7 protein-coding genes are annotated in these 14,475 nt (G+C 65.6%); 4 read left to right on the top strand and 3 right to left on the bottom strand.

Annotation, left to right across the window (positions count from 1 at the left end; all coding sequences use genetic code 11):
• Nucleotides 1-10 precede the first annotated feature (10 nt).
• Nucleotides 11-2,446: a penicillin-binding protein 1A gene (locus G342_RS0116985; RefSeq protein ID WP_018184369.1), complete on the bottom strand. Its 2,436-nt coding sequence runs from the start codon at nt 2,444-2,446 to the stop codon at nt 11-13.
• Between the two features lie 322 nt (nt 2,447-2,768).
• Nucleotides 2,769-3,953, bottom strand: coding sequence for an N-acetylmuramoyl-L-alanine amidase (locus G342_RS24460; protein WP_018184368.1), 1,185 nt, complete (start codon nt 3,951-3,953; stop codon nt 2,769-2,771).
• 956 nt (nt 3,954-4,909) lie between these two features.
• Here G342_RS24460 and G342_RS0116975 point away from each other — a divergent pair.
• The gene (locus G342_RS0116975; RefSeq protein ID WP_018184367.1) at nt 4,910-7,813 is read left to right on the top strand and encodes an Rne/Rng family ribonuclease; all 2,904 of its coding nucleotides are present in this window, start codon (nt 4,910-4,912) and stop codon (nt 7,811-7,813) included.
• A gap of 85 nt (nt 7,814-7,898) precedes the next feature.
• On the opposite strand, the gene G342_RS0116970 is transcribed toward G342_RS0116975, so the two are convergent.
• Complete coding sequence (locus tag G342_RS0116970; RefSeq protein WP_018184366.1) at nt 7,899-8,327, bottom strand: organic hydroperoxide resistance protein; 429 nt, start codon at nt 8,325-8,327, stop codon at nt 7,899-7,901.
• Between the two features lie 190 nt (nt 8,328-8,517).
• Here G342_RS0116970 and G342_RS0116960 point away from each other — a divergent pair, with 190 nt between their 5' ends.
• The 3 genes from G342_RS0116960 to G342_RS0116950 all read left to right on the top strand — a co-directional run bounded on the left by G342_RS0116960 (nt 8,518) and on the right by G342_RS0116950 (nt 14,101).
• Nucleotides 8,518-9,003 carry a MarR family winged helix-turn-helix transcriptional regulator gene (locus G342_RS0116960; RefSeq protein WP_018184364.1) on the top strand — a complete coding sequence of 162 codons (486 nt, stop codon included), beginning with the start codon at nt 8,518-8,520 and terminating at the stop codon, nt 9,001-9,003.
• 106 nt (nt 9,004-9,109) lie between these two features.
• Nucleotides 9,110-9,514 carry an NADH:ubiquinone oxidoreductase subunit NDUFA12 gene (locus G342_RS0116955; RefSeq protein WP_018184363.1) on the top strand — a complete coding sequence of 135 codons (405 nt, stop codon included), beginning with the start codon at nt 9,110-9,112 and terminating at the stop codon, nt 9,512-9,514.
• Between the two features lie 879 nt (nt 9,515-10,393).
• The gene (locus tag G342_RS0116950; RefSeq protein ID WP_018184362.1) at nt 10,394-14,101 is read left to right on the top strand and encodes a vitamin B12-dependent ribonucleotide reductase; all 3,708 of its coding nucleotides are present in this window, start codon (nt 10,394-10,396) and stop codon (nt 14,099-14,101) included.
• Nucleotides 14,102-14,475 lie beyond the last annotated feature (374 nt).

The following is a 14,475-nucleotide window of genomic DNA, read 5'->3' as shown; positions in this document are numbered from 1 at the left end:
GCCCGCTGGATCAGTACAGTCCGCCGGTACCGGACATCGCCGCTCCGGCGTCCGGCGGTGCCGGATCGCCATAGGAATTGCCCTGGCCGATGATCGAATAGGTATCCGGCGGCCCCGTTCCCGGCTTGAAGGCCTCGAGGATGGTACCAGCCGCGCCGGCACTGGCGCGCATGCCCGTCTTGCGATCGATCGGGATCAGCGTCAGTCCTTCCGGAACACGGAACGGGATGGCCGCCTTGTCGGCGAGCGCCAGCTTGAAGAAATCGCCGGCGATCGGCGCCGCGATCTCGCCGCCGGTCATGCCGCGGCCCATCGGCTTCGGATTGTCGTAGCCGATGAAGACGCCGACGACGAGGTCAGGCGAGTAGCCGATGAACCAGGCGTCCTTGTAGTCGTTCGAGGTGCCCGTCTTGCCGGCGAGCGGCTTGCCGACGCTCTTCAGCACCGTCGCGGTACCGCGCTGGACGACGCCTTCCAGCATCGACGTGACCTGGTAGGCCGTCATCGGATCGAGCACCTGCTCGCGATTATCCGTGATCACCGGCTCGTCCTGATGCGCCCACTGCTCGACGTCGCATTCCTCGCAGATCCGCTCTTCATGCTTGAAGATGGTCTTGCCGAAACGGTCCTGGATACGGTCGATCAGCGTCGGCTTGACCTGGCGGCCGCCATTGGCGAACACGGAATAGCCGGCGACCATGCGCAGCACCGTCGTCTCGGCCGCGCCGAGCGCGTTCGGAAGGAACGGTCCGAGCTTGTCATAGACGCCGAAGCGCTTGGAATATTCGGCCACGAGCGGCATGCCCATGTCCTGCGCCAGGCGCACGGTCATGACGTTACGCGACTGCTCGATGCCGACACGCAGCGTCGACGGGCCATAGAACTTCTGGGCGTAGTTTTCCGGCCGCCAGATCGGCTGACCGAAGCCGGGATCGACCTCGATCGGCGCATCCAGCACCACCGAGGACGGCGTGTAACCATTGTCGAGGGCTGCGGCGTAGACGAAGGGCTTGAACGACGAACCCGGCTGGCGCAACGCCTGGGTGGCGCGGTTGAACTGGCTCTCCGCATAGGAGAAGCCGCCATCCATCGCCAGCACACGGCCCGTATGCGGATCCATCACCACCATGGCGCCGGCGATGTTCGGCACCTGACGCAACCGGTAGGAACCGGGCTTGCCGTCGGCGGGCTCGACATAGACGACGTCGCCGACGGCCAGCGCATCGCTGGCACCGGTCAGCTTCTTTCCGGCGGGCTTGGCCCACTTCATCTCGGAGAACGGAATGACGCCGGTCTCACGGTCCGGCAGCAGCTTGCCGGTGCCGTCACGGCCGGGCTGCAGGCCGATCTGGGCCTCGTCCTTGTCGACGCCGGTGACGATGGCGAGGCGCCATTCGATGATGTCGGCGAGCGCCGGCACCGAGCCGACGGCGACGCCCCAATCGGCCTCGATCGGAACGTTCTTGACCGGGCCGCGCCAGCCATGCTGTTCGTCGAAGGTGACGAGGCCGTTCATCAGCGACTGCCGCGCCATCACCTGCATGCCCGGATCGAGCGAGGTGCGGACCGAGAGGCCGCCGTCATAGAGCGCCTTCTCGCCATAGATCTGCATCAGCTGGCGGCGCACTTCCTCGACATAATAGTCGGCGGCGAAGATATGCGGGCTGGCGACGCGGGTCTTGACGCCGAGCGGCTGCGCCTTGGCGGCCTCGCCCTCATCGGCGGTGGCGAAACCGTTGTCGACCATGCGGTCGATCACCCAGTTGCGGCGTTCGATCGCGCGATCGGCATAGCGGAACGGATTGTAGTTGTTCGGGCCCTTCGGCAGGGCGGCGAGATAGGCCGCTTCCGAAAGGGTCAGCTCATGCACCGACTTGTCGAAATAGGACAGCGACGCGGCGGCGACACCATAGGAACCAAGGCCGAGGAAGATCTCGTTCAGGTACAGCTCGAGGATCTTGTCCTTCGAGTTGGCCTGCTCGATGCGGAGCGACAGGATCGCTTCCTTGATCTTGCGGTCGAGCGAACGCTCGTTGGTCAGGAGGAAGTTCTTCGCGACCTGCTGGGTGATCGTCGACGCGCCGATCAGGCGCTTGTCGGACGAAATCGCCGAGATGTTCTGCAGGGCAGCGCGGGCGATGCCGTAATAGTCGAGGCCGGCATGCTGGTAGAAGTTCTTGTCCTCGGCCGCGATGAACGCAGCCTTGACGCGATCCGGGATTGCCTGGATCGGCAGATAGAGGCGGCGCTCGCGGGCATATTCGCCGACGAGCTGACCATCCGACGCGTGGATACGCGTCATCACCGGCGGTTCATACTTCGCCAGGACCTCGACCGAGGGCAGCCCGCCCGTCAAGCCGGACACGTACCAAGCCACACCTGCAGCAACAGCCAAGAAAAACACGGCGCCAATCCCGAATAAGTAGCCGATCAGTCGCAGAAACATATCGCTCGCGTTCCCCGCTGGATCGCCTTTCGGCGACTAGCTCAAGCCGACGAGACGAACCCCGGTTCGAAATGGGTTGATCCGTTCGGCATCCGTCGCCTCGCGGGTCCTGAATCACTAACGACACCGATCGCGCCTGTTGCACGACCAACGCCTGGAGGCACCGGGCTCAACCGCCCGTTGCCCGCCGGCGAACTACTGGTTCGTCTGGCTTCGATAGACCCAATGGGTCTGTTCTTCCAGTCGATTTGTGGAGAAACTTGGGCGATCCCACCGATCAGGAACGGCGGAGCCGACCCGTGGTGTTCAGGCAACAGCCCCGTCATGGCTCGCCGACCCCCGTCGTCACCGGAGCCGAAGCGGCCATGTTTGCAACCCGGGTGCGAAAAAACTCGTCGATGGCGCGGGTCACGGCGACCGCCGTCTTGTCGCGCCATTCGGGCGAAGTCAGCAGTTTCTCGTCATCCGCGTTGGAGAGATAGCCGAGTTCGACCAGGGCCGAAGGCACGTCCGGCGCCCGCAACACCATGAAGCCCGCCTGCTGGTGTGCCCGCTTGAACAGTCGCACGTCGGGCTTCAGTTCCTTGATGACATTGCGTGCGAAGACGACGGCGAAATTCTTCGTCTCGCGCCGCGCCAGGTCGATCAGGATGTCGGAAACCTCGTTGGTATCCTCCGGCACGTCGACGCCGGCGAGAATGTCGGACTTGTTTTCCGATTCCGCGATCGAGGCCGCCATGCGGTCGGAGGCGCGCTCCGACAGCGTATAAACCGTGGCGCCGCGGACATCGGCGCCCGAGAAGGAATCGGCGTGGATCGAGACGAACAGATCGGCGTGTTTCTGGCGGGCGAACTGCACGCGGCCGCGCAGCGGCAGGAACGTGTCGTTGTTGCGCGTCATGATGATCTCGTAGCGATCATTCGCCTCGAGCTTTTCTTTCAGCGTCTGCGCGAAGGCGAGAACGACATGCTTCTCCAGCGCGCCCGACTTGCCGATGGCGCCGGAATCGATGCCGCCATGGCCGGGGTCCAGCACGATGCGCAGCTTGCCATCATTCGGCGCCGGCCCGGGGGCGACATCCGGCTTGTGCGCGGCGTTCTGGCGATCGCGGTCGCGCGACACGCGCAGCGTCTCCAGGAAGGCGGTGCGAGTGCTCTTGACCAGATCGACCACGACGCGGGCCGGCTGATCCTTTTCGGCCGGCAGGACGAAGGCCTTGTCGATGGCGACCGGACCGGTGGCGTCGAGCACGATGCGCGACTTGCCGGCCGAGATCAGGCCGTAGCGGAAGGCCGAAACCAGGCCCTTGCCGCTCTTGCCGGTATCGACCGGCAGCTCGAAATGCGTCTCGGGCAGGTCGACGACGACCCGGTAGGGCTCGTCGAGCATGAAGACGGAAAGTGCCGCGGGTCCGGAAAGATCCATGACGAAGCGGGTACGCGAGCCGTCGCCGACTACCCGCGCTTCGCGGGCGACCACCGGCAGGCCGGCATGCGCCGCGGCCACCGGGGCCGCATCCGGCGCGGCGGATTGGGAAGCTTCAGCCGCGGCGGCATCCGCCGGAATGCTCGGCCGGGTCTCGGCGGCGGGCGCCGTGACAGCCCCGTCTCCGGGGGCAGGCTGGGGCGATTGAGCGACTGACGTCAGCGCGGAAGACAGCAATAGAATGCCCGCGACGAGCAGTCGTCCTGCCCCTCGCCCGCTATTGCGCCGACCCTGTCGATCGGCGGTGACGCCTGTTTCTGCCTGCATCTGCTCGTGTCGTCCGGTGCCAGCCCCACCTCGCCCCGATATTCGGCTGTTTAGACGATTAGGCCGCAATGGTTAAGAGCCGATAACCAGAGCGTCTCCAAGTTTAGCCTATCCACACCCATCCTGTCCGATGGATCGGGCGGAGGGGCCGCCTCCCCCCGCACGACCCCCAATATCCTTGCCAAGAATCGCGGCCTTCCATAAAAGGAGATTACGGAATTCATCCTCCGGCCGGTTAGCTGCCTTACGTGGCGTGATCGGCGTGATGCGGAGGGGGCGCTGCGGGTCGATCGGCGAATATTTTATGCCGCCCGATTCATGTGCGTCCCGGTCACTTCGGTGCACGGCCAGGGGATGGGGACAGGGATCCGGCTCGTGCAGCTCTTCTGATTTCTCCAGAGCGCACGATGAAGGAACCTGCAGTCCGGCGACGGTGCGGCGCGGAAGCGTCGCCTGTCGAGTTCCCGTCGGGGTTCGCCCCGGCGGTATGTTCTTCAAGAGGCTCAAAGCGCGTACCCAATGTTTTTGCCGACCCCCTACCGTCACGCCAACCTTGAACCGGCCATCGCCGGTCGTGTGGCATCGACGGTGCTGGCGCAGGCGCGCGCACGTTCACTTTTCCCCCATCACGGTCCGCTCGCGATCAACACGGCATCGGCGCCTGGCGCCGGCCGCAGACTTGCGCGCGTGGGCCATGGAGAGTTTCCAATATGGCAAACAAGATGCTCATCGATGCCACCCACCCGGAGGAGACCCGGGTTGTGGTGGTTCGCGGCAATCGGGTCGAGGAATTCGACTTCGAATCCGCGAGCCGGAAGCAGCTGCGTGGCAACATCTACCTAGCCAAGGTCACCCGCGTCGAACCTTCGCTGCAGGCGGCCTTCGTCGAATATGGTGGCAATCGCCACGGCTTTCTCGCTTTCTCCGAAATCCATCCGGACTACTACCAGATCCCGGTCGCCGACCGGCAGGCCCTGATCGAAGCCGAGGAGCAGGAAGAGCGCGAGGCTGAAGAGCGCGCCGCCGCCAAGGCCAAGAACGGTCGCCGCCGCGGCAGCAATCGCTCGGCCGCCGCCAAGGCCGCCGACGAAATGCGCACCGGCGAAGTCCGGGCCGACGGCGACAACGCCGACGCCCAGAATGGCGACGGCCATTCCGATGATCACGCCCATGGCGACGAGCATCATGGCGACGACCACCACCATGATGATCATCATGACGACGATCACCACGACGACGCGTCGCATGACGAGGACAACGCTCCGGCCGAGGCTTCCGCTTCGGGCGAGCATCACGACGACCATCATTCCGAGCTGGACGCACCCGCTTCCGACCACAGCGTCGAAGAAATCGGCGGCGTCGAGGAGATCGGCAGCGACGAAGAGCATGACGAGGACGCCGTCGACACCGTCGGCGCCGAGGACGCGCTCGAGGAGCTGCCCGAGCGGCGCCGCGCCCGTGCGCGCCAGTACAAGATCCAGGAAGTGATCAAGCGCCGCCAGGTGCTGCTCGTCCAGGTCGTCAAGGAAGAGCGCGGCAACAAGGGCGCGGCTCTCACCACCTATCTGTCGCTCGCCGGCCGGTATTCGGTCCTGATGCCGAACACCGCGCGTGGCGGCGGCATTTCCCGCAAGATCACCAACACCGCCGATCGCAAGCGCCTCAAGGAAGTCGCCGCCGATCTGGAGGTGCCGGAGGGCATGGGCGTCATCCTGCGGACCGCCGGTGCGACCCGCACCAAGGCCGAGGTGAAGCGCGACTTCGAATATCTGCTGCGTCTGTGGGAGAACGTCCGCGAGCTGACGCTGCGCTCGGCCGCCCCGACCCTCGTCTATGAGGAAGGCAGCCTGATCAAGCGGTCGATCCGCGATCTCTACAACAAGGACATCGACGAGGTTCTCGTCGCCGGCGACGACGGCTATCGCGAGGCCAAGGACTTCATGCGCATGCTCATGCCGAGCCATGCCAAGAACGTCCAGCCCTACCGCGAGAGCCAGCCGATCTTCGCCCGCACCGGCATCGAGGCGCAGCTCGACGCGATGTTCTCGCCGCAGGTGACGCTGAAGTCCGGCGGCTACATCGTCATCAACCAGACCGAGGCGCTCGTCGCGATCGACGTCAACTCGGGCCGGTCGACGCGCGAGCACAATATCGAGGACACCGCCTACCAGACGAACCTGGAGGCCGCCGAAGAGGTGGCACGCCAGCTCCGCCTGCGCGATCTCGCCGGCCTGATCGTCGTCGACTTCATCGACATGGAGGAGAAGCGCAACAACCGGGCGGTCGAGCGCAAGCTCAAGGACGCGCTGAAGAACGATCGCGCCCGCATCCAGGTTGGCCGGATCTCGCATTTCGGCCTGCTCGAGATGTCGCGCCAGCGCCTGCGCACCGGCGTCGTCGAGAGCTCGGTCGAGACTTGCCCGCATTGCCACGGCACCGGCTATGTCCGCGCGCCGGCTTCGGTGGCCCTGCACGTCCTGCGTTCGCTCGAGGACAATCTGCTCAAGAGCGCCACGCATAATCTGACGATCCGCACCAAGACGGTCGTCGCGCTCTACATCCTGAACCAGAAGCGCAACCACCTGGCCGAGATCGAGGCGCGCTTCGGCATCGCCATCACCGTTCTCGCCGACGAGACCGTCAACTCCGCCCAGCATTACATGCTTGAGCGGGGCGAGCCGGTTGCGCCGCGCGACGTGCCGCTGGTCGCGGCCCCATCGCCCATCGTCCATCCGGATACGATCTATCCGGAAGACGAGGAGATCGAGGACGAGGCCATCGCCGACGAGGCAGAGGCCGAGACGGAAGCCGCGAGCGAAAGCTCGAGCGAGGCGGCCCGCGCAGATGAAGGTGGACGCCGCAAGCGTCGTCGCCGTCGTCGGCGGCGGGGTGGCGAGGCTGGTGCTGCCGGCCAGGACGGCGCATCCGGCGAGCATGGCGACGAGGACGAGGACGGCGAAGGCTCCGAATCCGGCGAGACCGACGGCGCTGCCCAGGAAGCTTCCGACGAAGCGGCCGAGGCCGATGGCGAAGGCCAGGACCACGACGAGAATGGCGAGCCGCGTCGTCGGCGCCGCCGGGGCCGTCGTGGTGGCCGTCGCGGTCGTCGCGGCGCCGAGGGTGAAGGCGCCGAGGGCGAGGGTTCCGAAGAGGGCCAGACGCTGGAACTCGACGAGACCGGCGAAGTCCTTTCCGAGGACTATGTCGAGGTCGAGGAGCGGGGCATCCGCGATGTCGAGCCGGAAGATGCGGGCGACCGTCTGATCGCCGCCGACATCCCGGTCGCCGATATCGGCGACATGTCGCAGCCCTTCCTGGACGATATCCAGGACGAGCCGGAGCTCGACATGCCGGAAGTCGGCGACAATGAAGACGACGCGCCGGCCGAGGAGCGCCCGAGCTTCACGGTGATCACCGATGACACGATCGAGGCGGAGCAGGTCGCAGCGGCGGAGGAAGCGGCGCGCGAGCCGGCCGCCGCCGAGGCCTCACAGCCGGAGCCGGTCGCAGCCCAGGCCGAGCCGGCGCCCGCGCCGAAGGTCGAGGCCGAGGCCCAGCCCGAGGACGATCGTCCGAAGCGCGGCGGCTGGTGGCAGCGCCGGTCCTTCTTCTAGGACCGTCGCGGCGCAATCCGCCGACTGACGAAACAGGAAAAGGCCCGGCGAACGCCGGGCCTTTTCTTTTGTCGCGACGGAACCGTCAGACGGTGACCGAGGGGCGAATGTCGAGATTGGCGCGGGTGGCCTCCGAATAGGGGCAGACCACATGGGCCTTGGCGACGAGGTCCTCGGCGACCGCCCGGTCAAGGCCGGGGATGGCAACGGCGATCGCCACGTCGAGGCCGAAGCCGGTGCCGTCGGCACGCGGACCGATGCCGACTTCCGCCGTCACCGCCGTATCGTCCGGCAGCTTGTGCTTCTCCTTGCCGGCCACGAAGCGCAGCGCCCCCATGAAGCAGGCGGCGTAGCCGGCGGCGAACAGCTGTTCCGGATTGGTGCCGGGGCCATCATTGCCGCCCATCGACTTGGGGATGCTCAGCGGCAGGTCGAGCCGGCCATCGGAGGTGGTGGCGCGGCCGTCGCGGCCGCCGCCGGTCGAAGTCGCTTCGGCAGTATAAAGGATCGTCATGATGTGGCTCCTGGAGACAGCGGCGACGATGGCGCCGGAATGGGAACAGGCAATCGCTGGACGATCGATTAAATCGCACACGATCTAATCGTTGACGATGCATAAATGTGCATGGCCGGGATGCGTTTCCAGCGCTTCCGCTTGTATCGTGCACGATGTAATAGAGGGGATTTCACCGGAGACGACGCCCATGCCCCAGCCGGCCTCCCCCGCAACGACGCTCGATCTCGACCGCATGCTCTGCTTCGCGATCTATTCGGCCAATGGCGCGTTCAACCGCGCCTATCGTCCCCTGCTCGATCGGCTCGGCCTGACCTACCCGCAATATCTCGTGCTGATGACGCTTGGCGAAGCGGACGGCCTGACCGTCGGCGAGATCGGGGCGCGGGTCTTCCTCGAATCGAACACGCTGACCCCGCTGCTGAAGCGGCTGGAGGCGGCCGGCCATCTCGTCCGCCGCCGCGACGCCGCCGACGAGCGCCAGGTCCGCGTCTCGCTGACGACGCAAGGGCGGGCGCTGCTGCAGGATGCCTGCGCGGTGACGCAGTCGCTGGCCGGCCGGCTTTCGATCTCGGAAGCGCAGGCGATGGCGCTGCGGGACAGCATCGCCGCTCTGCGCGACACCCTTGCCGAAGCGGGATCGATCGAGACAGCGGCAGGCGACCGCGACGGATGAGCGCAAGACAGACGGCAATCCCGCCTCGGACCGCTCGCAACCTTTGACTCGGGCGCGTCAGGACGGCATAAGCAGGTCGAAATACCTGTCGAGAGAAGGGTCGAAAATGGGCTGGTTCCTGACCGAGCTGTTCACCTGGTGGAACGGCCAGACCATGGGCACGCGCCTCTATACGCGCCGCAAGGGCGAGAAGGTCGGCACGGACGAGTTCGGCAATACCTATTACCGCACTCCCGACAAGGATCGCACGGCCGGTGGCTTCCCCGAGCGGCGCTGGGTCATCTACAAGGGCTATGCCGACGCCTCGACCATCCCGACCGGCTGGCATGGCTGGATCCATCACCGGATCGAGACGCCGCCGTCGCAGTCGAGCTATACGCCGCGCGAATGGCAGAAGCCGCACAAGCCGAACGCCACCGGCACGGCGAACGCCTATCGCCCCAAGGGCTCGATCGTCGGCGCCGACCAGCGTCCGCGCTCGACCGGCGACTACGAAGCCTGGACGCCCTAGTCGCCTCCAACGCCTATCGGTTGATTTCGAGAGCCCTCCCAGCGGAGGGCTCTTTTGTTTTGGCGGGGCGGATAGTGCGCCCACCTCTCGCTCCGGCGGGATGACAATGACGCCTTCCCCTTCCGCGCGCGCCTCTAGCGACCCTTCAGCCCCCTTTCCGACGTCCCACGGCCCGCCGAGACACGAAGCGCGGATCGGATGCGGTGCGATTCGCGCGGTCCAGAAATGAGGATTGTGGGCCGCCCGGAACAGGACGGCGGCTTTCCGCCGTTTCGAGTTTCGCAAGGCCGCATGGGCAACATCCGGGCCCGAAATGGCCATCTGTGGAGATTGAGGATAAGGCGACGATCCGACCGCCCGCCCCCGGTCCGGCAAGCCGGCGTCGCCAATCGGGCTGTTCCGGCGCAAGGCTTTGTTAACCTTGAAACTCCCGCCGTTTCAAACAGCTGCCCCGGCTCGCTACGCAACCTCCGCCTGAGATTGCAACCGAAATCCACATCTAGCCGGCTCAGAATTGACCACCACTATTCCTTGACGGTTTCGCCGGACTCGGCATAGCTTCCGGCTGAGAGTTGGAATGCGCTCTGGGTCGCTCGACCCAGATTTTCCAGGACATTGTCGGCAGGACCAACATACGCGGACGGGCGGACTCCCCTCCTCGTCTGATCGCCCTATTGTGTCTTGGGTGCGGGTTCGCGGCGCGTGACTTTTGGCTGTGTAAATACTATATTTAGAGTCTCAGCGTATCTTGAGCACAAGATGATGGGTGGGTAGAACCCCAGCCACGTGTAATGCGTTGGGCAAGGGACAGAGCGGGCGCGCTGGCGCCGGCCGGTGGTGCGCCAGGGCGCGCCACCAGAAAGCAAAGGGCTTGAGACGATGCGGATCGAACGGCGCTACACGACAGCGGGCCAGTCAGCCTATGCCGGCATCGAGTTCCGAACGACCAAGAGCGAGATCAAGAACCCCGATGGTTCGATCGTGTTCCGGCTTGAGAACATCGCTGTCCCCGCGACCTGGAGCCAGGTGGCGAGCGACATCATCGCCCAGAAATATTTCCGCAAGGCAGGCGTCCCGGCGCGGCTGAAGCGCGTCGAGGAGAACGACGTGCCGTCGTTCCTCTGGCGCTCGGTCGCCGACGAAAAGGCGCTCGCCACGCTGCCCGAGAAGGAGCGCTTCACCGGCGAAACCGATTCGCGCCAGGTGTTCGACCGTCTCGCCGGTACCTGGACCTATTGGGGCTGGAAGGGCGGCTATTTCGACACCGAGGAAGACGCCCAGGCCTTCTTCGACGAACACCGCTTCATGCTGGCGACGCAGAAGGTGGCGCCGAACTCCCCGCAATGGTTCAACACCGGCCTGCACTGGGCCTATGGCATTGACGGCCCGAGCCAGGGCCATTTCTACGTCGACTTCAAGACCGGCAAGCTGGTCAAGTCGAAGACCGCCTATGAGCACCCGCAGCCGCATGCCTGCTTCATCCAGTCCGTCTCCGACGATCTGGTGAACGAAGGCGGCATCATGGACCTCTGGGTCCGCGAGGCGCGCCTGTTCAAGTACGGCTCCGGCACCGGTTCCAACTTCTCCGCGCTCCGCGGTGAAGGCGAAAAGCTTTCCGGCGGCGGTAAGTCGTCCGGCCTGATGAGCTTCCTGAAGATCGGCGACCGCGCGGCGGGCGCCATCAAGTCGGGTGGCACGACACGTCGCGCCGCCAAGATGGTCGTCGTCAACGCCGACCACCCGGACATCGAGAAGTACATCAACTGGAAGGTGCACGAGGAGCAGAAGGTCGCCGCCCTCGTCACCGGCTCGAAGATCAACGCGCAGCACCTGAAGGCCATCATGAAGGCCTGCGTGAACTGCGAGGGCTCGGGCGATGATTGCTACGACCCGGCCAAGAACCCGGCCCTGAAGCGCGAAGTGCGCGCCGCCAAGAAGGCGCTGGTGCCGCAGAACTACATCCTGCGCGTGATCCAGTTCGCCAAGCAGGGCTACACCGACATCGAATTCCCGGTCTACGACACCGATTGGGACTCGGAAGCCTATCTGACCGTCTCCGGCCAGAACTCGAACAACTCCGTCTCGATCTCGGATGATTTCCTGCGCGCAGTCGAGACCGACGGCGACTGGAACCTGATCCGCCGCACCGACGGCAAGATCGCCAAGACGCTGAAGGCAAGGGACCTCTGGGAGCAGATCGGCCACGCCGCCTGGGCTTCCGCCGATCCGGGCCTGCACTTCAACACGACGATGAACGAGTGGCACACCAGCCCTGCATCTGGCCGCATCAACGCGTCCAATCCGTGCTCGGAATACATGTTCCTCGACGACACGGCCTGCAACCTCGCCTCGCTGAACCTTCTGCAGTTCCGCAACGAGGACAAGTCGTTCGACGTCGAGCGCTACGAGCATGCCTGCCGGCTCTGGACCGTCGTGCTCGAGATCTCCGTGCTGATGGCGCAGTTCCCGTCCAAGGAAATCGCCGAGCTCTCCTACGAGTTCCGCACGCTCGGCCTCGGCTACGCCAATATCGGCGGCCTGCTGATGACCGCCGGCATCCCGTATGACTCGGCCGAAGGCCGCGCCATCTGCGGCGCGCTGACCGCGATCATGACCGGCACCGCCTATGCCACCTCGGCCGAGATGGCCAAGGAACTCGGCCCGTTCCCCGGCTTCGCCAAGAACCGCGACCACATGCTGCGGGTCATCCGCAACCATCGCCGCGCGGCGCATGCGGAAGCATCCGGCTATGAGGGCCTGTCGGTGCTGCCGGTGCTGCTCGACCACGCCTCGCTCAGGGATGTCCGCCTCGGCGAGCATGCCAAGGCCGCCTGGGACAAGGCGCTTTCGCTCGGCGAACAGCATGGCTACCGCAACGCCCAGGCCACCGTGATCGCGCCGACCGGCACGATCGGCCTGGTCATGGATTGCGACACCACCGGCATCGAGCCCGACTTCGCGCTGGTGAAGTTCAAGAAGCTCGCCGGCGGCGGCTACTTCAAGATCATCAACCGCGCCGTTCCGGAAGCCCTGCAGGGCCTCGGCTATGCCGAGCACCAGATCGCCGAGATCGAGGCTTACGCGGTCGGCCACGCCTCGCTGCGCCAGTCTCCCGGCGTCAACCACACGACGCTGAAGGCCAAGGGCTTCACCGACGAGGTGCTGGAGAAGCTCGAAGGCGGCCTCGCCTCGGCCTTCGACATCAAGTTCGTCTTCAACAAGTGGGCGCTCGGCGAGGACTTCCTGAAGTCGCTCGGCTTCACCGAGGCGCAGCTGAACGACCCCGCCTTCGAGATCCTGCCGGCCCTCGGCTTCTCGAAGAAGGAGATCGAGGCCGCCAACGTCCATGTCTGCGGTGCGATGACGCTGGAGGGCGCCCCCTTCCTGAAGCTCGAGCACTATGCCGTGTTCGATTGCGCCAATCCCTGCGGCAAGCTCGGCAAGCGCTATCTCTCGGTCGACAGCCACATCCGCATGATGGCGGCGGCGCAGCCCTTCATCTCGGGCGCGATCTCCAAAACGATCAACATGCCGAACGACGCGACCGTCGAGGACGCGAAGAACGCCTACATGCTGTCGTGGAAGCTGGCGCTGAAGGCCAACGCGCTCTATCGCGACGGCTCGAAGCTGTCGCAGCCGCTCAACTCGCAGATCCTCGCCGATGACGACGAGGATGCCGACGACGTCGTCGAGGCCTTCGTCGCCAAGACGCCGGCGGCGCGCGCCGAGCAGCTCGCCGAGCGCATCGTCGAGCGGATCATCGAGCGCGAAGTCCGCAAGCGGGAGAAGATGCCGGATCGCCGCACGGGCTACACCCAGAAGGCGAATGTTGGCGGCCACAAGGTCTATATCCACACCGGCGAATATCGCGACGGCCGCCTCGGCGAGATCTTCATCGACATGCACAAGGAAGGCGCCGCCTTCCGTGCGATGATGAACAACTTCGCCATCGCCATCTCGCTCGGCCTGCAATATGGCGTGCCGCTGGAAGAGTATGTCGAGGCGTTCGTGTTCACCCGCTTCGAGCCGGCCGGCATGGTCACCGGCAACGAGGCGATCAAGAACGCGACGTCGATCCTCGACTACGTCTTCCGCGAGCTCGCCGTCTCCTATCTCGGCCGCAACGACCTGGCGCATGTCGTCCCCGACGACAACAACGCCACGACGCTCGGCGGCGGCGACCAGCCGACGTCGAAGCCGCCGCAGGTCAGCCACGGCCTCGTCCGCGGCAAGACCGAGCGCTTCAAGCTGGTCGACAGGGCCGGTGAATCGAAGGGCGCGGCGACGGCCCCTGCCCCGACCGGTTCGACCGTGACGGCGCTGCGCACGACGGGCATCGGCGGCGCCGCCGCCACCGCCTTCAAGCGCGACGTGGCGAGCGAGACGGAACTTGCCGTCGGCCATGCCGAGCCGGTTGCCGCGGCGCCCGCCGCCCAGCCGAAGCCGAAGGCGGCCGAGCAGGTCGCGATCGCGCGGATGAAGGGCTATGAGGGCGAAAGCTGCACCGAATGCGGCAACTTCACCATGGTGCGCAACGGCACCTGCCTGAAGTGCGACACCTGCGGAAATACGAGCGGCTGTTCGTAAGAGGGAATCATCTGAGCCGGGCTTCACGCAAGCGGAGTCCGGAATGCGGATGACCACAAAGGCCGGTTGCCGACGAGGCGGCCGGCCTTTTTCCTTTTCGGGGGCGACCTTCAGGTCGCTTCTTGTAGCCAAGAGCCCGGCTGCATGGATCCCCGCTTTCGCGGGGATGACTCCGGAGATTTTGCCGGGGCGGCACCGCGTCCGCCTCACGCTCGCCGTCATCCCGGGCGGAGCGTAGCGGAAGCCCGGGATCCATCCAGCCGGGGTGCTCATCGAGACCATAAACCCGGCTGCATGGATCCTCGCCTTCGTGAGGATGACGGCGGAGCGCGGCACAGCGGCGGGGTATCTCGGAGGGACTGACAAACATCTCG

Origin of the sequence: Kaistia granuli DSM 23481 (assembly GCF_000380505.1) — a bacterium.
Taxonomy (GTDB): domain Bacteria; phylum Pseudomonadota; class Alphaproteobacteria; order Rhizobiales; family Kaistiaceae; genus Kaistia; species Kaistia granuli.
This window is presented reverse-complemented; position numbering and strand designations above follow the sequence as displayed.

What these genes read in the sequence shown, in the direction of transcription:
- G342_RS0116985 (WP_018184369.1), bottom strand. Translation starts at nt 2,446, where the DNA reads ATGTTTCTGCGACTGATCGGCTACTTATTCGGGATTGGCGCCGTGTTT.
- G342_RS0116975 (WP_018184367.1), top strand. Translation starts at nt 4,910, where the DNA reads ATGGCAAACAAGATGCTCATCGATGCCACCCACCCGGAGGAGACCCGG.
- G342_RS0116970 (WP_018184366.1), bottom strand. Translation starts at nt 8,327, where the DNA reads ATGACGATCCTTTATACTGCCGAAGCGACTTCGACCGGCGGCGGCCGC.
- G342_RS0116960 (WP_018184364.1), top strand. Translation starts at nt 8,518, where the DNA reads ATGCCCCAGCCGGCCTCCCCCGCAACGACGCTCGATCTCGACCGCATG.
- G342_RS0116955 (WP_018184363.1), top strand. Translation starts at nt 9,110, where the DNA reads ATGGGCTGGTTCCTGACCGAGCTGTTCACCTGGTGGAACGGCCAGACC.
- G342_RS0116950 (WP_018184362.1), top strand. Translation starts at nt 10,394, where the DNA reads ATGCGGATCGAACGGCGCTACACGACAGCGGGCCAGTCAGCCTATGCC.